Annotated in this window: 17 protein-coding genes; 11 read left to right on the top strand and 6 right to left on the bottom strand. The window is 62.4% G+C overall.

From position 1 onward, the window contains the following. The first annotated feature begins 41 nt into the window (after positions 1-41). From benC to APH28_RS28530, 8 genes are all read left to right on the top strand, one after another. Positions 42-1,052: a benzoate 1,2-dioxygenase electron transfer component BenC gene (benC, locus tag APH28_RS00580; protein WP_060507102.1), complete on the top strand. Its 1,011-nt coding sequence runs from the start codon at positions 42-44 to the stop codon at positions 1,050-1,052. Between the two features lie 78 nt (positions 1,053-1,130). Next, positions 1,131-1,892 carry a 1,6-dihydroxycyclohexa-2,4-diene-1-carboxylate dehydrogenase gene (locus tag APH28_RS00575; RefSeq protein WP_060507101.1) on the top strand — a complete coding sequence of 254 codons (762 nt, stop codon included), beginning with the start codon at positions 1,131-1,133 and terminating at the stop codon, positions 1,890-1,892. 213 nt (positions 1,893-2,105) lie between these two features. Next, positions 2,106-3,185, top strand: coding sequence for a metal-dependent hydrolase (locus APH28_RS00570; protein WP_060507100.1), 1,080 nt, complete (start codon positions 2,106-2,108; stop codon positions 3,183-3,185). A gap of 3 nt (positions 3,186-3,188) precedes the next feature. Next, positions 3,189-3,863, top strand: coding sequence for a TraX family protein (locus tag APH28_RS00565; RefSeq protein ID WP_060507099.1), 675 nt, complete (start codon positions 3,189-3,191; stop codon positions 3,861-3,863). 63 nt (positions 3,864-3,926) lie between these two features. Then, a complete protein-coding gene (locus APH28_RS00560) occupies positions 3,927-4,838 on the top strand; it encodes a LysR family transcriptional regulator (RefSeq protein WP_060507098.1) in 912 nt (303 codons plus the stop codon). A gap of 99 nt (positions 4,839-4,937) precedes the next feature. Next, positions 4,938-5,918: an LLM class flavin-dependent oxidoreductase gene (locus tag APH28_RS00555; RefSeq protein WP_060507097.1), complete on the top strand. Its 981-nt coding sequence runs from the start codon at positions 4,938-4,940 to the stop codon at positions 5,916-5,918. Between the two features lie 152 nt (positions 5,919-6,070). Next, complete coding sequence (locus APH28_RS00550) at positions 6,071-6,283, top strand: cold-shock protein (protein ID WP_060507096.1); 213 nt, start codon at positions 6,071-6,073, stop codon at positions 6,281-6,283. A gap of 73 nt (positions 6,284-6,356) precedes the next feature. Then, positions 6,357-6,563: a hypothetical protein gene (locus tag APH28_RS28530; RefSeq protein ID WP_156340847.1), complete on the top strand. Its 207-nt coding sequence runs from the start codon at positions 6,357-6,359 to the stop codon at positions 6,561-6,563. A gap of 49 nt (positions 6,564-6,612) precedes the next feature. On the opposite strand, the gene APH28_RS00545 is transcribed toward APH28_RS28530, so the two are convergent. Both APH28_RS00545 and APH28_RS00540 read right to left on the bottom strand, forming a co-directional pair. Next, entirely contained in the window at positions 6,613-7,710 is a 1,098-nt protein-coding gene (locus APH28_RS00545) for an alkene reductase (RefSeq protein ID WP_060507095.1), read from the bottom strand. Positions 7,711-7,879: 169 nt separating this feature from the next. Further along, the gene (locus tag APH28_RS00540; protein ID WP_060507094.1) at positions 7,880-8,890 is read right to left on the bottom strand and encodes an aldo/keto reductase; all 1,011 of its coding nucleotides are present in this window, start codon (positions 8,888-8,890) and stop codon (positions 7,880-7,882) included. 262 nt (positions 8,891-9,152) lie between these two features. On the opposite strand from APH28_RS00540, the gene APH28_RS00535 reads away from it, so the two are divergent. Further along, positions 9,153-11,321 (top strand): PQQ-dependent dehydrogenase, methanol/ethanol family, encoded by a 2,169-nt coding sequence (locus APH28_RS00535; RefSeq protein ID WP_060507093.1) that lies wholly within the window; start codon positions 9,153-9,155, stop codon positions 11,319-11,321. 7 nt (positions 11,322-11,328) lie between these two features. Then, the gene (gene aldA, locus APH28_RS00530; RefSeq protein ID WP_060507092.1) at positions 11,329-12,762 is read left to right on the top strand and encodes an aldehyde dehydrogenase; all 1,434 of its coding nucleotides are present in this window, start codon (positions 11,329-11,331) and stop codon (positions 12,760-12,762) included. A 43-nt stretch (positions 12,763-12,805) separates the two neighbouring features. Here aldA and APH28_RS00525 read toward each other — a convergent pair whose 3' ends face one another. The 4 genes from APH28_RS00525 to APH28_RS00510 all read right to left on the bottom strand — a co-directional run bounded on the left by APH28_RS00525 (position 12,806) and on the right by APH28_RS00510 (position 20,979). Beyond that, positions 12,806-14,704: a sigma-54-dependent Fis family transcriptional regulator gene (locus tag APH28_RS00525; RefSeq protein WP_060507091.1), complete on the bottom strand. Its 1,899-nt coding sequence runs from the start codon at positions 14,702-14,704 to the stop codon at positions 12,806-12,808. An 85-nt stretch (positions 14,705-14,789) separates the two neighbouring features. Further along, positions 14,790-16,310: an FAD-dependent oxidoreductase gene (locus tag APH28_RS00520; protein ID WP_060507090.1), complete on the bottom strand. Its 1,521-nt coding sequence runs from the start codon at positions 16,308-16,310 to the stop codon at positions 14,790-14,792. Between the two features lie 177 nt (positions 16,311-16,487). Further along, a complete protein-coding gene (locus APH28_RS00515; protein ID WP_060507089.1) occupies positions 16,488-17,816 on the bottom strand; it encodes an MFS transporter in 1,329 nt (442 codons plus the stop codon). Positions 17,817-18,051: 235 nt separating this feature from the next. Further along, positions 18,052-20,979: an RHS repeat-associated core domain-containing protein gene (locus tag APH28_RS00510; RefSeq protein ID WP_060507088.1), complete on the bottom strand. Its 2,928-nt coding sequence runs from the start codon at positions 20,977-20,979 to the stop codon at positions 18,052-18,054. A gap of 218 nt (positions 20,980-21,197) precedes the next feature. On the opposite strand from APH28_RS00510, the gene APH28_RS00505 reads away from it, so the two are divergent. Beyond that, positions 21,198-22,295, top strand: a complete 1,098-nt coding sequence (locus APH28_RS00505; RefSeq protein ID WP_060507087.1) for a sugar diacid recognition domain-containing protein — start codon at positions 21,198-21,200, stop codon at positions 22,293-22,295. Positions 22,296-22,299 lie beyond the last annotated feature (4 nt).

Raw genomic sequence — 22,299 nt, 5'->3', positions numbered from 1 at the left:
CATTTGGCGCGCCGCAGCCAGGCTCGCCCGCGAGGTGCAACATGAGCTTCCAGATCGCGCTTAATTTCGAAGATGGGGTCACCCGCTTCATCGAGGCCAGCGGCCATGAAACCGTGGCCGATGCCGCCTACCGCCAGGGCATCAACATCCCGCTGGACTGCCGCGACGGCGCCTGCGGCACCTGCAAGTGCAAGGCCGAGTCCGGGCGCTACGACCTGGGCGACAACTTCATCGAAGACGCCCTGAGCGAGGATGAAATCGCCCAGGGCTACGTGCTGACCTGCCAGATGCGCGCCGAAAGCGATTGCGTGGTGCGCATCCCGGCTTCGTCGCAGCTGTGCAAGACCGAACAGGCCAGTTTCGAGGCGGCCATCAGCGATGTGCGCCAACTGTCGGCCAGCACCATCGCCTTGTCGATCAAGGGTGAGGCATTGCGTCGCCTGGCGTTCCTGCCGGGGCAATACGTCAACCTCAACGTGCCGGGCAGCGACCAGCGTCGTGCCTATTCCTTCAGCTCGCTGCCGAAGGACGGCGAGGTCAGCTTCCTGATACGCAATGTGCCAGGGGGCCTGATGAGCAGCTTCCTCACCGGCCTGGCCAAGGCCGGTGACAGCATGACCCTGGCCGGTCCGCTGGGCAGCTTCTACCTGCGGCCAATCCAGCGCCCGCTGTTGCTGCTGGCGGGTGGCACGGGCCTGGCACCGTTCACGGCGATGCTCGAAAAGATCGCCGCGCAGGGCAGCGAACACCCGCTGCACCTCATATACGGGGTGACCAACGATTTCGACCTGGTCGAGCTGGACCGCTTGCAGGACCTGGCGGCGTGCATCCCCAACTTCACCTTCAGCGCCTGCGTGGCCAGCCCCGACAGCCAGTACCCGCAGAAGGGCTACGTGACCCAGCACATCGCGCCGCAGCACCTCAATGACGGCGACGTCGATGTGTACCTGTGCGGGCCACCGCCGATGGTCGAGGCGGTGAGCCAGTACCTGCGTGAGCGGGACATCAACCCGGTGAACTTCTACTACGAGAAATTCGCGGCGGCGGCCTGAGTGTCCTTGAGGTCACCGGCATCGTGCGGGTGACGGTGGCCTCTTTTTTATTGACTGCGGGATTGAAAGGAGATCGACGTGAACAACCGATTCCACAACAAGGTCGCTTTGGTCACCGGCGCCGCCCAGGGTATTGGCCGCGGCGTGTGCTGGCGGCTCAAGGCCGAAGGCGCGCAGGTAGTGGCGGTGGACCGTTCCGAGCTGGTGCACGAACTGGCCGGGGAGGGCATGCTGACCCTCACCGCCGACCTTGAACTGCATGCCGATTGCGCCCAGGTCATGGCCACGGCAGTGGAGACCTTCGGCCGCCTCGACATCCTGGTCAACAACGTCGGCGGCACCATTTGGGCCAAGCCCTTCGAGCACTATGAAGTCGAGCAGATCGAGGCCGAAGTGCGCCGCTCGCTGTTCCCGACCCTGTGGTGCTGCCATGCGGCACTGCCGTACATGCTCGAGCGTGGCAGTGGCGCCATCGTCAACGTCTCGTCGATCGCTACCCGCGGGGTCAACCGAGTGCCCTACGGCGCGGCCAAGGGCGGCGTCAACGCACTCACTGCGTGCCTGGCCTTCGAAACCGCTGGCCGCGGCATCCGCGTCAACGCCACCGCGCCCGGCGGTACCGAGGCACCCCCGCGGCGGGTGCCGCGCAACAGCAGCGAACAGAGCGAGCAGGACAAGGCATGGTACCAGCAGATCGTCGACCAGACCCTCGACAGCAGCCTGATGCGCCGCTACGGCAGCATCGACGAACAGGTCGGCGCGATCCTCTTCCTGGCCTCCGACGAAGCCTCCTACATCACCGGCGTGACCCTGCCGGTGGGGGGCGGTGACCTCGGCTGACGCCCGCACAAGCTGGAAGACACAGCGCCCCTGTGGGGCGGTTTTAGCCGCGAAGCAGGCGACGCGCAGAATGGCACGGGCTGTGCCCGGCCGCGGGCGTTGCAGGGAGCCTGATACAAAGCGCTTTTGCTATCTGTTGTCACACTCCAGCATTTGCAAGCGCCGGGTTTACAAGGTTAGTTTTCCACCCTTGTTACTTCAGGAAGCTGACCCTTGGACTCGATTACCCAAGCCGTACTTGGCGCCGCCTTGCAAGGCACGGTCCTCGGCCGCATCCAGGGCCGGCGTTCGCTCATCTATGGCGCTGCGCTGGGCACCGTGCCGGACCTCGACGTGGTCATCCGCTATGCCGACCCGGTGTCGCAGATGACCTATCACCGCGGCTTCTCCCATTCGATCTTCGTCCTCAGCGGGCTGGCTTTGCTGCTGGCCTGGCTGGTCTCCCGGCTCGCCCGAACACGATGGCCCAACAAAGGTTACACGCTGCCCCGGCTGTTCCTGGCGTTCTGGCTGGTGCTGGTGACCCACCCGATCCTCGACGCCTTCACGGTCTACGGCACCCAGCTGTTCTGGCCGCTGCAGTTCACACCGCTGAGCTGGGCGGCCGTGTTCATCATCGACCCGGTGTATACCGTGCCGCTGTTGGCGGCGGTGATCTACGCGACATTCAAGGGCCTGCAGGGCAGGGCGGTACGGTTGCTGAGCCTGGCACTGCTGTTCAGCACGGCCTACTTGGGCTTCGGCCTAGCCGGGCGGATGGCCGCCGAACAGCGCTTGCAGGCTGCGTTAGACGCACAGGGCATCGTGGTGAGCGAAGTGCGCGCCGTGCCGATGGCCTTCAACAGCCTGGTCTGGCGGGTGTTGGCGAAGACTCCGGATGGCTATTACTACGAGGGCATCAGCAGCGCATTCGACCGAGAACCGCCAGAGATGCAACGCCTGCCGTTGAACCTGGATTTGGCGAAGGCGTTGAGCAGCTCTGCGTTGCTCCAGCGTTTACGCTGGTTCACCGATGACTGGCTGCGCTATGACCAGATCGGTGACGCGCTGGTGGTCACCGATCTGCGCATGGGCATCCCGGGCAATTACACCTTCCGCTTCAACATGGCCCACCGTGATAGCCAGGGCCACTGGATTGCTGAACGGCCGAGCCCGTGGCAGGGCACCGGCGCGATGTTCAACCGTGATGACTTGGCGTTGATCTGGCGGCGCATCCTTGACCAGCAACCACCGTTGCCACTGGCCGCCTGGACCCGCAATTACCTGGGGCCGGCCGGCGAGCCCGGGCGCTAGCGCATGCGCTCGGCGGGGCTGGACCTGGTCAAGTGGGTGGCGATCGTGACGATGGTCGCCGACCACGTGCGGTTCATCTGGCCCGAAGCGCAAGGCTTGTTCATCGTTGGCCGATTGGCGTTTCCCTTGTTCTGCCTGGCCATGGCGGTCAACGTGGGGCGTGCTGGCAACATCAACGTGCGCTACCTCGGCTGGATGCTGGCGTTCGCCGTGGTGTCCGAAGCGCCTTATCGCTGGCTGGACCCTGACTCGCAGACCTTCAGCATCATGCCTACGCTGACCCTGGGGCTGCTGGTTGCATGGAGTCTGCAGCATCAGCAGGCTTGGGTTCGGCTGGGCGGGCTTGCTGCTGCTCTGCTCGCTGCACTTTACAGTGAGTATTTGATGTACGGCCTGCCGGGTGTGTTGCTACCCGCTGGCTGGCTGCTGGCGCGTCGGCAGGGCGCACTGGTCTGGCTGCTGCCTTGCCTGCTGGCCGTGGCGGGCAACCTGACCAACAGTTGGCTGCGTGGGCATCTCGAGGCTCCGGTGACCTTGCTCACCATGGCCGCTGCGGCCCTGGCGATTCCCCTTGGCTGCCTGCTGTTGCGCGTCGAGCATTGGCCGGTACCCGCAGTGCGGCGCTGGGGCTATCTGTTCTACCCTGTGCACCTGTTGCTCATCAACGTGTTGGTGTAAGCCCTTGCAATGGCGCCAATCGCACCCATCTAAGCGGGTCTTTCGTATCCGCAGGAACCTGCCATGGAACCCAACCGCTTCGGCGATATCGCCGCCTTCGTCAGTGCCGTGAAGGCTGGTAGCTTTACCGCCGCTGCGGCCAGCCTGGGCCTGACCCGCTCGGCGGTGGGCAAGAGCATCGCCCGGCTGGAAGCGCGCATGGCGGTGCGCCTGCTCAACCGCACCACACGCAAGCTGAGCCTGACTGACGAGGGCCTGGTGGCGTTCGAGCGCTGGCGGCAGATTCTGGACGACCTGGACGAAGTGGAAAGCAACATGGCCCAGCGTCGTGGCAAGCCCACCGGCACCTTGCGCCTGACTGCACCGCTGTCGCTTGGTCAGCGCCATGTGCTGCCGATTCTGGATACTTATCTCAAGCAGTGGCCGGAGCTGCGCGCTGATATCCGCTTCACCGACCGCTTCGTCGACCTGGTCGAGGAGGGCGTCGACGTTGCCGTACGCATCGGTGCGCCCAAGGAAGATTCGCAACTGCTGACCCGCACAGTGGCGTGGCAGCAGTTCGTCACTTGTGCTTCGCCCGCGTACCTCGAAGCACGTGGCAGACCACAGGTTCCCGCCGACCTCTATGGCCATGACAAGATCGCCTTTCTCGCTGGCGAAAAGGCCATGCCCTGGCGCTTTCATACCGACGCGGGCCTGCACCTGTGCGAAGACCCTGGACGGCTGAACATCGACAGTTCCGAGGCCATGCTCGACGGTGCCAGGGCGGGTTTCGGGCTGATCCACCTGCCGACCTACATCACTGGCAGCGACCTGCGCGCAGGCACGCTGGTGGAGGTGTTGCACGACTACCGGCCCCCGGCCGATCCGATACGCATCGTTTACCCGAGCAAACGGCATCTGTCTCCTCGGGTGCGGGGCTTCATCGACCTTTTGGTCGCGAGCTGGGCGCAGGGCGTGCCCTGGGAAGGCTGATTGGGGATTGTCAGGCCCGTATATGGGGCCTGATTTCGGGTTTATCCCTGGCGCCACAGCGCAGACACTGGCGTCACTGATAATCCCTTTGGAGACCCCATGACTGCCTTGTCCGTACTGGATCTGGTCATGATCGGCGAAGGCAAGACCTTCGCCGACGCGATCGAAGAATCCCGCCAGCTGGCTCGCCATGTCGAGCAGCATGACTATCGCCGCTACTGGATTGCCGAGCACCATGACATGCCCGGCATCGGTTCGGCGGCCACCTCACTGGTGATCAACGAAATCGCCAATGCCACTCGACACATCCGCGTAGGTGCCGGCGGCATCATGTTGCCCAACCATGCACCGCTGGTCATCGCTGAGCAGTTCGGCACCCTCGATACGCTGCACCCGGGCCGTATCGACCTCGGCCTGGGCCGCGCGCCCGGCACCTCTGGGCCGACCGTGCGGGCCCTGCGTGGCGCCGCGCCGGAGCGCGACTTCAACCAGGACATCGCCGAGCTGCGCGACTATCTGGCCGACAACGGCAAGCGCCAGGTCCGTGGCGTGCCGGGCGCGCACGAGGTCCCGGTGTGGATCCTCGGCTCCAGCTTGTTCGGTGCCGACCTGGCGGCGAAACTGGGGCTGCCGTATGCGTTCGCCTCGCACTTTGCGCCGCGTTACCTGCTGCAGGCCATCGCCCATTACCGGGCGAATTTCCAGCCCTCTGGGCAACTGGCCAAGCCCTATGTGATGGTGGGCGTGAACCTGTTCGCCGCCGACAGCGATGCCGAGGCCGATTACCAGGCCAGTTCGCACCGCAAGTGGATGCTCGACCTGCATGTCGGGCGCTTCGGTTTGCTGCCCAAACCGCAGGAAGGGTATGTGCAGCGCTTGCCGGCTCACGAGCGGGCGGTACTGGAACAGGTCATGGCCTGCAGCATTGCCGGCGGGCCGGAGCGGGTGCGGGAAGGGCTGCGTTCGCTGATCGAGCAGACCGCAGCGGATGAGCTGATGATCGATTGCCGAATCCATGATCCGTTGGCGCGGCTGCGCTCGCATGCCTATGCGGCGCGGGCTTTGACCGAACTCGGATAATGCCTATTACGTTTTCTCGTATAAAAACGAACAGACCTGATAAAAATGCCAGTAGATAATCTTGTTGGATCGTTCGAAGATAAGGCTGCGCTGGACATCACTGTTACATCAGTTGCCCAGTAAAACAAAATTCAGCGATCAAAGGTGAAGACATGTCTGGAGAACAAACGGGCACGGTGAAATGGTTCAACGATGAAAAAGGCTTTGGATTCATCACGCCTGAGGGGGGCGGCGATGATCTTTTCGTCCATTTCAAATCCATTGAGGCGGACGGCTTCAAGAGTTTGAAAGAGGGTCAAAAGGTGAAATTTGTCGCTGAAAAGGGCCAGAAAGGTATGCAGGCAGCGCACGTGCGTGCTGTATAGCAAGCCTTAACCTTGCGCTCGTTCGTTCATTGCACGAATGAGCGCAAGGCTTGTCCGCACGGAGGTGTTGATCATGTCCAGTAGCGATCGCAAGTCTACTCCCATATCCGTATCTGCTGACCCAGAGATTGAGGCAGCCGAACAAGGCATGTACTTTCTGCAAGAACCCGGCAAACAGTTCCGTGAAGGCCAGTCCGTCTCCTACGAGGTGGGCATTGATGAGCAAGGCCGCCTTTACGCTTTCAATGTGCGGATTGAAGTCGAACCCCCTTTGCATTAGTCAGACTGACGATTGAAAGAAGGGAGCCTTCGGGCTCCCTTTTTCTGTATCAGGCCTGCTTGAGGAACGGATAGTCCGTATAGCCCTCAGGCCCGTTGGCATAGTCGAACTGCGCGCGATGTTCGTTCAACGGCGCCTGCACTCGCAGCCGCTCCACCAAATCCGGGTTGGCGATGTAGCTACGCCCAAAGGCCACGGCGTCGATCAAACCACGACCGATCAGGTCTTCGCCTTTCTCGGCGGTATAGGCACCCGCTGCGATGATCACGCCCGGGTACGCTGCACGAATCTGCTCACGGAATGAATCGCGCAGCGGCTTGCCGCCTGCCCAATCCGGCTCGGACAGGTGCAGGTAGGCGAGGTTGCGCTTGGCCAGCGCTCTGATCAGGTACAGGCCAGCGGCTTCCTGATCTTCACCGTTGTCCACGCCATTGAAACCACCCAGCGGGAACACGCGGATGCCGATGCGCTCGGCGCTCCAGTTGGCGATCGCGGCGTCCACGGCTTCGAGGACGATGCGCGCACGATTCTCGACACTGCCGCCGTAACGGTCTGCGCGCTGATTGGCGCTCGGGGTGAGGAACTGGTGCAGCAGGTAGCCGTGGGCGGCATGCAGCTCGATGAAGTCGAAACCGGCCTCACGGGCGTTGACTGCGGCCTGGCCGAAGTCGGCAACGATCGCGGCAATTTCATCTTCGCTCAGGGCGCGAGGTGTGGAGGTTTCCACCCGCATCAGGTTGCCTTGTTCGTCTCGCAGGGTAGTCCGCGCGTTGGCCGGCAGGGCGGAGGGTGCGACCGGTGCTTCACCGTCGGGTTGCAGCGAGGTATGCGAAACGCGTCCAGTGTGCCAGACCTGCACGGCACTGTGACCGCCCTCGGCGTGGATGCCTTCGTTCACGGCTTTCCAGGCGGCGATCTGCTCGGCGCTGTGGATGCCTGGCGAGCCGGAGTAGCCCTTGGCCTGGAAGGAGATCTGCGTGGCTTCGGTGATGATCAGGCCGGCGCTGGCGCGCTGGCGGTAGTACTCGGCCATCATTGGCGTTGGCACGTCGCCAGGTTCCAGGCTGCGCAGGCGGGTGAGCGGGGCCATGAATACGCGGTTAGGCAGGGTCAGGGGACCGATCTGCAGGGGTTGCAAGAGTTTCATTGCTGCTCCAGAGGTGGGAAAACCTATGGCGCGAACGATACCCGGATGATTGGGGAAAGGGGGGACCGGGACCCCGGCGTAGAGCTCCCCAATGGACAGTGCCTGCACCGTCCTCTTCGCGGCTAAAGCCGCTCCTACAACCGCGAAGAGGCCGCTGCTGAAGGAACGCTTAGCTTCGCGCCAACCGCCCACTCACAAAGTGCGCCACATCGTTGAACCCTGGCGTCGAGGCATGCCCCGGCGTGACCAGCGAATCGATGAATGCCTCGTCTTCGGCCGTGATCTTCACCTCCAACGCGCCACCATAGGTATCCCACTGCGCCTCGGTGCGCGGCCCGACGATGGCCGAGCTGACCAGCTGGCTGTTGAGCACCCAGGCGATCGCGAACTCGACCAGCCCTACACCCTTGGCTTGTACGTAATCCTGCAACTGCCGGGCAATGGCCAGCGACTCCTGGCGCCATTCCACTTCCATGATGCGCTTGTCCTGGCGCGCCGCACGGCTGCCGGCTTCAGGCGCTGCCCCCGGTGCATACTTGCCACTGAGCACGCCGCGGGCCAGTGGGCTGAACGGCACTACGCCCAGCCCGTGATACCCAGCGGCAGTCATCTGCTCCGGCTCAGCCTGGCGGTTGACGATGTTGTACAACGGCTGGCTCACCACCGGCTTGGCCACGCCCAGGCGCTCGGCGACATTGCAGATTTCAGCGATACGCCAGCCTCGGTAGTTGGACACACCCCAGTAGCGGATCTTGCCTTGCTGCAGCAGGTCGCCGATGGCCCGTACGGTCTCTTCGAGCGGCACCTTGTGGTCTTCGCGGTGCAGGTAGTAGATGTCCAGGTAATCCAGGTGCATGCGCGTCAACGTGGCATCGATGCCATTGAAGATGTGCTTGCGCGACAACCCGCTGCGGTTGGGCAGGCCATCGGTAGGCCCCATGCCGACCTTGGAGGCGACGATCCAGTCCTGGCGATGGCGCGCCACCGCTTCGCCGACGATCTCCTCGGAGCGGCCGGCGTTGTACACGTCGGCGGTGTCGATGAAGTTGATGCCCTGGTCCCTGGCCTTGTCGATGATACGCAGCGCATCTTCGGTGCTGGTCTGCTCGCCGAACATCATGCTGCCCAGGGTCAGGGCGGAGACTTGCAGGCCAGATTGGCCCAGGGGACGGTAGATCATGCCGAGTGTCCTTTGCGGAGGATGATCCGCTTGTTTTACACACAACCGGCAGCGTTTGAAAGGCTGGCACAGTTGTGTCAGCACTGCTCCAGCTGTGTCGTTGCTGCGGCACTGCTCGCAACCCAGCGGTTTCTCCCGCATTGAACACGAAACGCTCTATCTCAATGCTTTCATCAAGATTGCCTGGTGCTGGCACAGCCGTTGCTCTGTCTGTTGCCGACGCCTGCCGCGGTGTCGCCATAACAAGAACGGAGAACCGAGCATGAACCGAACCGGCCCACACTGCCTCCTCTTCAGCTGCCTGGCCTTGGCCCTGGCCTTTGTCACCCCTGCCTTCGCCGCCGAAGTCGATGGCAAGCGCATCATCGATGCCGACAAGGAACCCGGCAACTGGATGAGCCACGGCCGTACCTACGACGAGCAACGCTACAGCCCGCTCAAAGCGATCGACCAAAGCAACGTCAACCAGCTGGGCCTGGCCTGGAGCTACAAGCTCGACCTCGACCGTGGCGTGGAGGCCACGCCGATCGTGGTTGACGGTGTGATGTACACCACCGGGCCGTTCTCGGTGGTGTATGCCCTGGATGCGCGCAACGGCAAGCTGCTGTGGAAGTACGACCCGCAATCGGACCGCAACCGCGCCGGTGAGGCTTGCTGCGATGCGGTCAACCGCGGCGTGGCAGTGTGGCAGGGCAAGGTCTATGTCGGCGTGCTGGACGGGCGCCTGGAAGCGATCGATGCCAAGACCGGCCAGCGCGTGTGGTCGGTGGATACCCGCGACGACCACAAGCGCAGCTACACCATCACTGGCGCACCACGGCTGGTCAACGGCAAGGTCATCATCGGCAATGGCGGTGCCGAGTTCGGCGTGCGCGGCTACGTCACCGCCTACGATGCCGAAACCGGCAAGCAGGCCTGGCGTTTCTTCACCGTGCCGGGCGACCCGAAGCTGCCACCGGAAGACAAGGCCATGGAGATTGCCAGCAAGACCTGGCACGGCGACGCCTACGTCGAATGGGGCGGCGGCGGTACCGCCTGGGACTCGTTCGCCTATGACCCGGAGCTGAACCTGCTGTACATCGGCGTCGGCAACGGCTCGATGTGGGACCCGAAATGGCGCAGCCAGGCCAAGGGCGACAACCTGTTCCTGTCGTCGATCGTGGCGGTCAACGCCGACACCGGCGAATACGCCTGGCACTACCAGACCACCCCCGGCGATGCCTGGGACTTCACCGCCACCCAGCACATGATCCTCGCCGAGCTGCCGATCGACGGCAAACCGCGCAAGGTGCTGATGCAAGCGCCGAAGAACGGCTTTTTCTACGTGCTCGATCGCGCCACCGGCGAGCTGCTGTCGGCGAAAAACATCGTGCCGGTGAACTGGGCCAAGGGCATCGACATGAAGACCGGGCGGCCGATCCTCGATGACGAGGCCGCCGCCTACTGGAAGGACGGCAAGCGCAAGCTGGTGACGCCGGCCTTCTGGGGCGCCCATGACTGGCACCCGATGTCCTACAACCCGCAGACCGGGCTGGTGTACATCCCGGCGCACATCATGTCAGCCTATTACGAGCACATTCCCGAAGCACCCAAGCGCAACCCGTTCAAGAGTGTGTATCAACTGGGCCTGCGCACCGGCATGATGCCCGAAGGCGCCGACGGCCTGCTGGACATGGCCAAGAGCTGGTCCGGCAAGCTGATTGCCTGGGACCCGGTCAAGCAGGCTCCGGCCTGGGAGGTGCCGTACATCACCATCTTCAACGGCGGCACCCTCAGCACCGCCGGCAACCTGGTGTTCGAGGGCAGCGCCGATGGCCGGGTGATCGCCTATGCCGCCGAATCGGGCAAGAAGCTCTGGGAGTCGCCAGCGGCCAGCGGCGTGATGGCAGCGCCGATCACCTATTCGGTAGATGGCGAACAGTACGTGACCTTCATGGCCGGGTGGGGTGGGGCGTTTTCCACCTTTGCCGGGGCGTTGTCGCTGCGTGCCGGGGTCCAGCCGTTTTCCCAGGTACTGACCTACAAGCTCGGGGGCACTGCCAAGCTGCGCGAACCGGCGCCACCGGCCAACGCACCGGAGCCACCACCACTGACCGCCGATGACCAGACCGTTGCCGCCGGTGCCGCGCTGTACGACGGCAACTGCTCGCAATGCCACGGCATCCACGCCGTCAGCGGCGGCGTGCTGCCGGACCTGCGCAAGCTGACCGCCGAAAAACACCAGATGTTCCTCGGCATTCTCTATGGCGGCCGGGTGCCGGATGGCATGCCTTCGTTCGCCGACAACCTCAAGCCCGAGCAGGTCGAGCAGGTGCACCAGTACCTGATCAAGCGCGCTCACGACCTCAAGCGCGAGGGCAATGCCTGGCAGCAATTCAGCGCCAAGCCCGCCGCACAGTCACCGCTGGCCGACAACCCCCCACAGGAGTGATACGACCATGACCGATTCGGTTTACCAGAACTTCATCGACAACGCGTTCGTTGCCAGCGAGTCATTGCTCGAGGTCTACAACCCGGCCAATGGCCAATTGCTCGGCCGCGTGCCCGAATCGCCCGCCGAGCAGGTGGAACGGGCCGTTGCCGCAGCGCGCAGGGCGCAGAAAGGCTGGGCTGCAAAAACCGCTATCGAGCGTGCCGGCTATTTGCGCCAGATCGCTGCGAAGGTACGGGCCAATGCAGACCGCCTGGCGCGTATCATCACTCAGGAAGGTGGCAAAGTGCCGGGGCTTGCCCAGGTCGAAGTCAACTTCACCGCCGATTACCTCGATTACATGGCCGAGTGGGCGCGCCGCCTGGAAGGCGAGGTGCTGACCAGCGACCGTGCCAATGAACACATTTTCCTGATGCGCAAACCGCTCGGCGTGGTGGCTGGCATCCTGCCGTGGAACTTCCCGTTCTTCCTGATCGCCCGCAAGATGGCTCCGGCTTTGCTGACGGGGAACACCATCGTGATCAAGCCCAGCGAAGAAACCCCGATCAACTGTTACGCGTTCGCCAAGCTGGTGGCTGAAACCGACCTGCCGGCGGGGGTGTTCAACGTCATTGGTGGCAAAGGTGCAAGCGTTGGTCACGGCCTGTCGAGCCACGCCGGGGTGGACCTGGTGAGCTTTACCGGCAGCGTGGCCACCGGCGCACGCATCATGGCTTCGGCGGCGCCGAACATCACCAAGCTCAACCTGGAGCTGGGCGGCAAGGCACCGGCCATCGTGCTGGCTGATGCCGACCTTGAGCTGGCGGTGAAGGCCATTGTCGCCTCGCGGGTGATCAATACCGGGCAAGTGTGCAACTGTGCCGAACGTGTCTATGTGGAGCGCAAGGTCGCCGATGCCTTCATCGACAAGGTAGCCCAGGCCATGGCCGCTACCCGCTATGGCGACCCTTCGCAGCAGGCTGACCTGGACATGGGACCGCTGATCAACCAGGCCGGGCTGGACAAGGTGGCGCAGATGGTGCGCACGGCGATCGGGCAGGGCGCGCAACGGGCCACCGGTGGCCAGGTGGCCGACCTGGGCGCAGGGTTCCACTATCAGCCGACCGTGCTCGCGGGTTGCAAGGCAGACATGGAGATCATGCGCAAGGAGATCTTCGGGCCGGTGCTGCCGATCCAGGTGGTGGACGATCTGGATGAGGCGATTGCGCTGGCCAACGACAGCGAGTACGGGTTGACCTCGTCGATCTACACCCGCGACCTGAACGCGGCGTTGAAAGCCTGCCGCGAGATCGATTTCGGCGAAACCTACATCAACCGGGAGAACTTCGAGGCCATGCAAGGGTTCCATGCCGGGGCACGCAAATCGGGGATTGGCGGCGCTGATGGCAAGCATGGGTTGTATGAGTACACCCGGACCCAGGTCGTCTATATCCAAGGCTAACGGGTAAACCTGTACCGGTCCCTTCGAGAAGGGGCCGGTACAGTCAACCTTGCTGGTTCGGCTGAACGATCCCGTAGCGTTTCATCTTCCGATACAAGGTGGATCGCGATATCCCTGCTGCCTGCGCCGCCGCGCTCATGTGCCAGCGTTCGCGCCGCAATACCGCCAGCAAATGCCGCGCTTCGAGATCCTCGACCTGCTGCTCCAGTGCCGTCGCCCTGGCAGCCGACACCGGCTCCAGCAGATCCTCCGGCAAGTCAGCCAGTTCGATCACGTCACCTTCGGCCAACGCTACCGCCTGGCGCAGCGCATTGAGCAACTGCCGCACGTTGCCGGGCCAGGCTTGGCTGAGCAAACAGTCACGGGCCTCATCGCTTAAACGCATACCACTGGACAGCCCGGCGAGCAGCTGTTCGATCAATTCGCGCCGGTCACTGCGCTCACGCAATGCTGGCAGCTGCATGCGCAGGCCGCACAAACGGTAGTAAAGGTCTTCCCGGAAACGCTTGTCGGCAATCATTGCCGGCAAGTCCTGGTGCGTCGCTGAAATGACTTGAACATCCAGCGCGACAGGTGTTTCCGCGCCCAATGGCACCAGCTCGCGCTCGGCCAGCACCCGCAGCAACCGGGTTTGCAGGTGCGTCGGCATGTCGCCGATTTCATCGAGGAACAGTGTGCCGCCGTTGGCCTGCTCAAGCTTGCCTTTCATCCCTTTGCGGTTAGCCCCGGTGAAGCTGCCAGCGCGGTAGCCGAACAGCTCGCTCTCGATCAGCGATTCGGGTATCGCGGCGCAGTTGAGTGCCACGAACGCTTTGCCATGCCGCTGGCTGGCCTGGTGCAGGGCGCGGGCGAAGGCCTCCTTGCCGGTACCGGTTTCGCCGCAGAGCAGAATGGCGATGTCCTTGTCGAGCACCTTGCGCAGCCGTCGCACGCCTTGTTGCAAGTGCAGGTCGTTGCCAGCCAGCTGCGCAAGGCCTGGGGGACCCTCGCACAATACCGACGGGCGAACGGCTGCAGCTTGGCGGTAGCCGCCCGGTACGCGCAGGCCGACGTCGAGCAACCGTTGTTGGTCATGGCTATGCAGTCGGGTGCCCTGGGCGCCGCCACGGGTGAGGTCGAGCAGCTGGTCGATGTCGGCGGGCAGCAACTGGTTGATGCACAGGCCCAGCAGGTTGCCGTCATGGGCCAGGAACGCTGCACGGTTAGCGCCGATCACCCGGCCGCCTTCGTCCAAGGCCAGCAGCTGCTCGGCGGCCAGGTCGGTGAAGTCGTCGCGCGGTTTCAGCGCCAGGGTCAGGCGGTCGCGGTAGCGTTGGCGAAAATGGGTGTTCTCGATCAGCCGGGCATACAGGGTCACCAGTTGCAGGGTCAGGTGCTGGGCCTGCTTGGGCCCATCGTTGTACAGGCAGGTGGCATTGAGGCAACCCAGCAGCTGGTTGTGGGCGTCGAAGATCGGCGACACCGAACAACTGAGCCGGGCGTTGGCGGCCAGAAAGTGTTCCTGGCGGTGGATGGTCAGCGCCTGTTGTGAAGCCAGCGCGGTGCCGATGCCATTGGTGCCGGCGATGGACTCGTCCCAGCGGGCGCCGACGATCAGGCCAGAACGGGTGTAGCGCTGGTGATCGACAGGCAGGCGGGCATCCAAGGTGATACCGTCGGCGTCGCTGAGCAGCACGGCGAAGCCGGCGTCCACCACACGCCGGGCGAGGCCGCTGACACCTTGGCTGGCGATCGCCAGGTAGGCTTCGTGTTGGGCCTGGTGCTGGCGGATCTCGCCAGCACTGAGGATGTTGTCGACGTGGCGCAGGCCAGGGTCGAGGCGGTGCTGATTGATGCTGCGGTACCAGGACTCGGCGATGACGGTTTCCGGCACCAGGCCTCGGCTGGCGAAATGGCTGTCGACGAAGGCGGCCAGTTCCCTGGCGCGGGTCTGAGCGGGCATGGGCGCTCCAAGGGGTTCTTGTTATTGGATGTGGAGAAACCTTAGCTGGTTTTGTGCTGCCTGGTCCGCAAAAAGGCCGGTGAAGTTAACGGATCAACGCCAAGGCTTCATCCAGGGTCAAAGGCCGCTTCATACGCTGCGACAGCGTCGCCATGGCATCCGAGTAACCTTTGGCAATCACCGCCTCGACCAGGTTTCCGGCGCATTGCAAGGCAATGAAGTCGCCTTTTTCCGGCTCCCCGACGAACTCGATGCGGTCCCAGTCCCGTGCATGCCCCAGCACCTCGTAGGTGCGCCCGTGCTGGTAGGTCCAGAAAAACGGCACATCGTTGTAGCGGCGTTGCTCACCCAGCATATTGGCCGCCGCTATCACTCCATGCTGCTGGGCCAGGCGCCAGTGCTCGATGCGCACCGGCCGCCCTGCGTGAGGGAAGGTGGCGATATCGCCAGCAGCCCACAGGCCATCTGCCGCGTGCAGTTCGGCATCGACCGGCAACGACTGGTCCTTGGCCAGTTGCACACCTTGCACGAAGGCCGTGGCCGGCTTTACACCGGTGCCGAGCAGTACCAGCGAGGTAACCAGCTTTTCGCCATTGGCCAGCAGCACGGCTTCGACCTTGTCTTCACCCAGGAAGCGCTCGACATCGGTCGGGCCATGGAACACCACGCCCTTGCGCTCATGCAGCTCGCGAATGCAGCGGCCGATACGCTCACCTAGCTGTTTGGCCAAAGGCACCTCATGACGCGTGACCACATGCACCTGCGCGCCATACTTTCGCAGCGCCGCGGCGGCTTCCAGACCAATGAAGCCGTCTCCGACAATCACCAAGTTCTGCCCAGGTTCGGCAGCATCGAGCAGGCGTGCAGCATCTTCGCGCGAGCGCAGGGTCATGATGCCGGGCAGGTCGACACCTGGCAGCTGCGGGCGCAGCGGCTTGCCGCCCGTGGCCAGCAGGGCGGCGTCGTAATCGATATGTTGGCCGTCGGCGAGGGTGATCTGGCGCTTTTTGGCATCCAGTGCACGCACTTTGCCGAAGCGCCGATCCAGATGGCCTTTGCGCAGCTGGTCGGGCTCGAGCAAAGGAGACACCTCGTCGGGCGCCATTTCACCGGCGATGACGAATTTGCTCAGGGCCGTGCGGTCATAGGCCGGTTGGCGCTCCTGATCTAGCCAGATCAGGCGCCCGCCAAAGCCGTGGTCGAGCAGCGTGGCGACTGCCGCCGAGCCAGCCGCACCGGCACCAACAACCACGAAGGTGCGGGCATCGCTGTGGCGTGGTGGCTCGTTCTTCGGCAAGGGCTGGTCGTCGACCCACACTTCGCCATCCTTGACCCAGGCCCGGTACCTGCGCAGGTCCGTCAGGGCCGGTGGTTCGCACACCGCACCTTCATCGACGGCAAACGCGGCCTTGTGCCAGGGGCAGACCAGCAGGCCACCGCAGATCACGCCTTCTTCCAGCGGCGCACCTTCGTGCGGGCAGTTGCCTTGGTAAGCGTGGACCTGGTCGCCCTGGCGGATGAGGATCATTTCTTCGTTGCCGGCCTGGACGCGCAAGGGGCGCTTGGGGTCGAGCTGTTCGAGGCGGGCCACGGCGTGCTGGGTCATGGGGCTTCTCCAAAGGGGCCTTTGGAACCATTTGACGCCTGGGGTAAGGGGGGGATGCGTTGATCTGACGATCGGTGGAGAATTGTACCGGCCTCTTCGCGGGTGAACCCGCTCCCACAGGTACTGCATGGCCCTTGAGGCCTGTGGGAGCGGGCGCGTCGAACGGCCGCGAATGCCTCAATGGGCCCGGGCAGTATTCAGTGCACCGGCCCGGGTAACCCGCAGGGCCACCAGGCTACCCAGTACGATCAGCGCGGCCAGTGAATACAGCGCGGCATCGGTCGAGCCGGTCTGGTCTTTGATAAAACCAACCAGGTACGGGCTGAGGAAGCCGGCCATCTGGCCCACCGAGTTGATGATCGCCAGGCCCGCCACTGCGGCACTGGCGCTGAGCAGCGCGGTCGGCATCGGCCAGAACATCGGCAGGCCGGTGAGGGCGCCCATGGTTGCAATCGACAGGCCAAGGATGGCGATGGTCGGGTTGCCGGCGAAGTTGACCGCGATCAGCAGGCCGACGGCGCCCATCAGCATCGGGACTACAAGGTGCCAGCGGCGTTCGTTGCGCAGGTCTGCCGAGCGACCGCAGAGGATCATGAACACCCCGGCCAGCAGGTACGGAATGGCGCTCAGCCAGCCGATCAGTAGCGGGTTGTCGAAGCCCATGTTCTTGATGATCGACGGCAGCCAGAAGTTGATCGCGTACACGCCGCTCTGGATGCAGAAGTAGACGAAGCCGAAGGTCCAGATCAGCGGGTTGGTCAGCACAGCCATGACGCTGTCGCCGGTGGTGTTCGGCTTGCTGGCGGCGTCGGCCTCCAGGTCGGCGGCGATCAATTGACGTTCCGCTGGGCTCAGCCAGGCGGCTTTCTGGTAGCCATCGCTGAGCAGCTTGACCGCCAGCACACCGAGGATCACGGTTGGCACGCCCTGGATCAGGAACATCCACTGCCAGCCGGCCAGGCCATGTTGGCCGGCGGCGAAGTGTTCGAGGATCCAGCCGGAGAACGGCCCGCCGAGCAGGCCCGACACCGGGATCGCCGACATGAACAGGGCCATGATGCGGCCGCGGCGGTCAGCGGGGAACCAGCGCGAAAGATACAGCACCACGCCGGGGAAGAAGCCCGCTTCGGCGGCGCCAGTCAGCAGGCGCAGGCTGTAGAACTCGGTGGGGGTGGTGACGAACAGCAGGCAGGTCGACAGGCTGCCCCAGGCGATCATCATCGCCGCAATCCAGCGCCGCGGGCCGAAGCGGTTGAGCGCCAGGTTGCTCGGCAGGCCGCAAAGCACGTAGCCGATGAAGAAGATGCCGGCGCCGAGGCCGTACACGGTTTCGCTGAACTTCAGTGCATCGAGCATCTGCAGCTTGGCGAAGCCGACGTTGACGCGGTCCAGGTAGTTGAACAGGTAGCAGATGAAAATGAACGGGATCAGCCGCAGGGTTATGCGCCGGTACAGCGCGTTGCGGGTGATATCGGTGCCTTGGTCAGGGGCGGGGCTGTGTGCCATGATCGTGGTCTCTGTTGTTATGGTTGTCGCCGCGTCGCCTGTGCCGGCGCTCGCCCTGACGAGTCTCGGGGAGTGCGATGCGCCTGTCTTTGTGCTTTTGCACAACATAACGTTCATGACGCTGTGCCTTGCAACAAAAGCAGAGGGTGCATGTGCTCCAGTAACCATCAACCCAACGCCGCATTACAGTCACGTACGGGATCGGCCCGATAGCTATGGCTGCGATTTACTGAGGTTACTGTCGAACATGGCTCGCTTTCCGTTGTGAGGGATTGCTAGGGGTCTTAACTACCAACGCTGGATTCACTCGACTGCGCCCGAAGGAAAATAATGCAAAATCCAGAGCTTCCGCAGGTGTGGGTGATGTTGGGTGATTCTTACGCTGAAGCGCGGAAGTTATAATATCGCTCACTCTTTCCGCAATGGTGGCCGCCCCTCGAGCATTCTCGACAGATGAAAACTCCCTATAATGAACGCCCTTGAACACTCTCATCATCCCGACACTCGGATGATCAGCCATGGTGTCCTGCACCTTTATGTCTGTGCCTGCGAACATTTCTTCGTATCTCGAACTCAGGTAGGTTATTACTTGCTTGGCTGACTGTTGGTCTTGCGTGTGAAGGTACAATACCGCACTTTCAGATGCGTGACCAATCGTGTCGTGAGCAGCGATTTTGCTTTGTCGTATATACTGCGGTAGTGCTGTTGTGGTTTCTGCTACTGCTGCGCTGAGCTCATTTATATAGGCTTTTTTCACTGAGATGTTGAAACGGGATCTAGTGGTTTTTGGCCGCTTTGCTGCACCGTTAGGCTTCATTCGAAAATAGCCTGCGCTCTGCGTCGGTAACTGCTGGAGCTGATGGCTTCGTGCGCTGAGCTGTCCAAGCTTTACATCGGGTTGCTGTTGAGGATAGATGTCAAGGAGTGTTTTGTACTGTTTCGCCAATTTTGCCAAGTGATAGACTTGCGCCGTTGACTCTTCGCGGGTCATTTCGGGTGTCGTTTCTTCACTGGAGCTTAACTTGTGGTAACGCGCTATTATTGCTAGTGTGTTCGGTGATGGCTGTTCCCAAGCCCATTGGGTTAGCGCCAGCAGCGATGCATAAGCCGGATCCTCCCCTTGTAGCCCTTCGTTGTCAGTCAGCGTAGACGGATTATTACGACAGAATCGAAATAAATTGAGCCCATCAATGCTAGCTGCAGGATCAGCACTCAACCATCTTCCCAACCAAGGCTGATAATACCTGAATCCGTAATAATAGAGCCCCGTGGTATCTCGCTCTTTGCCTGAATATTTAAACACCTTGTAGTCTGCTTCAACCTGGCTTCGCGCCATGAACATGGCAGTGCCGCCATAGGGATAGTACTCTTCGAAGCTGATCACTTTGCCGGCGCCATCGAGCTCCAGGCCACTGCTGCCATTGAGCAGGGGGTAGCTGTATCGCAGTTGATCATTATCAATGTTTTCCGGCCTGCCGCTCTTCCAGTGCAATGCCCGCACATGCGCAGCGCCGGTAGCGGTCATGCCTATGACTTGCAGGGCTTCCTCAAGGTCGTCACCGTTGAGCCTGTGCCTCAGTTCGAGTCCTTGTAAATAAATGACCTGCCGCGTCTGTCGGGTGTCTTTCAACTGCTGACGAGTGATCTTCAGGCTGCGCTGGCCTTGCGCATCATACCGGTAATACTCACCGTCGTTGGTTGCGTCAACGCGCGTAAGAGGTTCGAAGCTCGATAATTCACCACGTAGTGTCCAATTCAGTTGCTGGCCAGGTTGCAAGGTTCTCTGTTGCCCGGCTGGGGTGAACAACAGGTCTACTGCAGCGGGATCTTCCGTCAGTGTGCTCAGCACACCCCGGTTGCTTCGGTCGCTCAACGTGATATCAGTGGTGTACCCATTGCCCGTTGCGCCTGCACTGTGCCTCATACGCAACAAGTTGCCAGCGCTGTCATAGTCATAAGTGCGGGTATAGTTTGTATGCGTACTGCTGTCGAAGCCAGAGGCTGGAACGGGTGAATGACATTCATGCCAGCGTGAATTTGCCATTTCACGTCCGGTAGCCTTGACCAGTTGGTAAAGACTGTCATAGGTGTATACGTTCTCTGCGACCACTTTCTGGTTACGCCAGAAATAGACTTCTTGCGCATCATTGCGCACGTTGGTTACGTTGCCTACAGGGTCGTAGGTATAAGACAAATCTTGCAGGACGCAGGCGCCGGCAGCATGCCCGCCAGGGCGCTCCGTTCTGTTGCCCGCCAGGCGTTGCGTTTGCGCTTGGTAAGCAAAGGTAGTCATTACACCATTGCCGTGCACCTCGCGCAGCGTTGCACCGGTGGCTGAATGGGTTACGGCCTGGACGATAACTTGCTCTTTAGCGCCATTGAGTGTCAGTGAGCTACCGCGGGGTAGCCCCGCCAGGTCATAGGTCATGCGTTGCCGATTGCCTGCCGCGTCGACAGTAATCAGCGTAGCGCCGAGGGCATCTGTGGTGATCAGAGAGGTATACGTAGCTGAACCCAGTGCGTTATCCCCAAGAACCATGCGATCAGGGTTTTCGGCATCGTCAAGCAAGCGGCGGGTCACTGAAAAAGGGACATCTGTCAGGGAGATACTGTCCGTCTGTACAAATCCTGCAGGGTCAAAATGGCCAACTTTCCGCCCACACAGGTTCAAGGCCTGTTCGCTTGGCGTATTCCCGCCGTATATAAAACGCTCTGTATCTCGGGCAGTTTCACCGCTGGCCTGTTCGCAGATGCTTAGCAGGCGTCCGGTCAGACCGCTATCTTCGTAATACCAAGTATGGGTCACGGCCTGCTCATCGTCTGCCGTACCATCGTCAGCGATGCCGATATTATTAACGGCTACCAGCGGCTGTCCGCCGACACTGCTGAGTGACAGGACGGTCCCGTTATCCACGCCCTGTGCGCGTACGACATTGCCGAGCAGTTCATTGTTGTAGTTGAAGTTCGTCAACCCGGCAGCATGCAGACGCGGGTCTGCGCGCCAGGCCAAAAAACCGCGAGCGCCGTAGAAGTGATGGCTGATTTGCTCAGACCTTGTAACCGGTGCGTCCGGATGACAGTGGTAGGCGATGTTGCGTACGGCTAAGCCACGGTTGTCGAAGACTGCAATGGTGGGAGTGCTGCTCAGTATCGGTTCAGCCATGGTGACCTTCCATATGCATTGCGGGACGCCAATGAGTCCACTTCATCCTTATCGAGTGTAGTGCTTCAGAAGCTTGCAGTTGGCTTGCTTCTGCCAAATGCCCGTCTTTGTCCACCTTGGTCTAGGGCAACGCCGTATGCCATCATCTGAGCCTCAGTTGTACAGCTATCGCTCCTCCATGGATGATGGCTGCAAACTTCTTCTGCAAGGACTCTTGAATGTTCGAACTGGACCATGACCTGGCGCAGGATATCGTCGATCGGGCGATGGCCATTCTGCCCTGCAACGTCAATGTCATGGACAGCCAAGGCTTGATCCTCGGCAGTGGCGAGCCGGAGCGCATCAATACCCGCCACGAGGGCGCGCAGCTGGTGTTGGCCAATGGCCGGGTGGTCGAGCTGGACGTCGATGCGGCCAAGTGCCTCAAGGGCGTGCAGCCGGGGGTCAACCTGCCGTTGATGCTCGACGGGCGCCTGATCGGCGTGCTCGGGCTGACCGGTGACCCTCAGCAACTGCGCACCTACGGCGAGCTGGTGCGCATGACCGCCGAGATGCTCCTGGCGCAACGCCACCTGCAGGTCGAGCAGCAGTGGCGGCGCCAGCGTTGCGACGACTTGCTGGCGTTGCTGCTCGGCAGCAGTGGTGATTCGCCGCGGCTGCTGGACGAGGCGCAGCAGTTGGGCCTGAAACCCCACTTGCCACGGGTGCCGTGCCTGTTCGAACTGCAATCCGGGCCTCCTGCCGAAACGCTGTCGGCCTGGTTGATGAACCGCTACCCCGAAAGCTGGTGCGTGAGCCCTTCGCGCGAGTCGTTGCTGTGGTGCCGGCCGGCGGGGCTGGTGCTGGATGAGGCCCGCCTGATCGAACGCCTGCAGCGCCACGGCTGGGAGGTCGAACGCCTGGCACTGGGCAGCGCGGCGCAGAGCCTGGAGCAACTGCGTCGGGGTTACCGTCGGGTGCGCGACTTGCTGGCCTATGGCCGTGAGGTGCTGCCGAAGGAACAGCTACTGAGCCTCAGCCGCTACCGCTTGCCGGCCTTGCTCTGGCGCCACCGCAACGAAGATGCGCTGGATGAGCTGCTCGAGCCACTGCAGCGCATTCGCGCCCGCGATGCCAGCGGCCAGCTGCTGACCACGCTGCGCGCCTGGTGTGCACACGATGGCCAGAGCCAGGCCTGCGCCGATGCCCTGGGCATTCACCGCAACAGCCTGCGCTACCGCCTGGAACGCATCGCAGAACTGGGCGAAGTAGACCCGTTGCGCCTGGAAGGCATGCTCAGTCTGTACCTGGGGCTGCAACTGCTGCCGGCCGACTGAACGC

This window comes from Pseudomonas sp. NBRC 111124 (genome assembly GCF_001320245.1).
GTDB lineage: Bacteria > Pseudomonadota > Gammaproteobacteria > Pseudomonadales > Pseudomonadaceae > Aquipseudomonas.
Note: the sequence above shows the minus strand (reverse complement) of the source record. Positions and strands in the feature narration are given on the sequence as shown.

What these genes read in the sequence shown, in the direction of transcription:
- benC (WP_060507102.1), top strand. Translation starts at nt 42, where the DNA reads ATGAGCTTCCAGATCGCGCTTAATTTCGAAGATGGGGTCACCCGCTTC.
- APH28_RS00565 (WP_060507099.1), top strand. Translation starts at nt 3,189, where the DNA reads ATGCGCTCGGCGGGGCTGGACCTGGTCAAGTGGGTGGCGATCGTGACG.
- APH28_RS00560 (WP_060507098.1), top strand. Translation starts at nt 3,927, where the DNA reads ATGGAACCCAACCGCTTCGGCGATATCGCCGCCTTCGTCAGTGCCGTG.
- APH28_RS00555 (WP_060507097.1), top strand. Translation starts at nt 4,938, where the DNA reads ATGACTGCCTTGTCCGTACTGGATCTGGTCATGATCGGCGAAGGCAAG.
- APH28_RS00550 (WP_060507096.1), top strand. Translation starts at nt 6,071, where the DNA reads ATGTCTGGAGAACAAACGGGCACGGTGAAATGGTTCAACGATGAAAAA.
- APH28_RS28530 (WP_156340847.1), top strand. Translation starts at nt 6,357, where the DNA reads ATGTCCAGTAGCGATCGCAAGTCTACTCCCATATCCGTATCTGCTGAC.
- APH28_RS00545 (WP_060507095.1), bottom strand. Translation starts at nt 7,710, where the DNA reads ATGAAACTCTTGCAACCCCTGCAGATCGGTCCCCTGACCCTGCCTAAC.
- APH28_RS00540 (WP_060507094.1), bottom strand. Translation starts at nt 8,890, where the DNA reads ATGATCTACCGTCCCCTGGGCCAATCTGGCCTGCAAGTCTCCGCCCTG.
- APH28_RS00535 (WP_060507093.1), top strand. Translation starts at nt 9,153, where the DNA reads ATGAACCGAACCGGCCCACACTGCCTCCTCTTCAGCTGCCTGGCCTTG.
- aldA (WP_060507092.1), top strand. Translation starts at nt 11,329, where the DNA reads ATGACCGATTCGGTTTACCAGAACTTCATCGACAACGCGTTCGTTGCC.
- APH28_RS00525 (WP_060507091.1), bottom strand. Translation starts at nt 14,704, where the DNA reads ATGCCCGCTCAGACCCGCGCCAGGGAACTGGCCGCCTTCGTCGACAGC.
- APH28_RS00520 (WP_060507090.1), bottom strand. Translation starts at nt 16,310, where the DNA reads ATGACCCAGCACGCCGTGGCCCGCCTCGAACAGCTCGACCCCAAGCGC.
- APH28_RS00515 (WP_060507089.1), bottom strand. Translation starts at nt 17,816, where the DNA reads ATGGCACACAGCCCCGCCCCTGACCAAGGCACCGATATCACCCGCAAC.
- APH28_RS00510 (WP_060507088.1), bottom strand. Translation starts at nt 20,979, where the DNA reads ATGGCTGAACCGATACTGAGCAGCACTCCCACCATTGCAGTCTTCGAC.
- APH28_RS00505 (WP_060507087.1), top strand. Translation starts at nt 21,198, where the DNA reads ATGTTCGAACTGGACCATGACCTGGCGCAGGATATCGTCGATCGGGCG.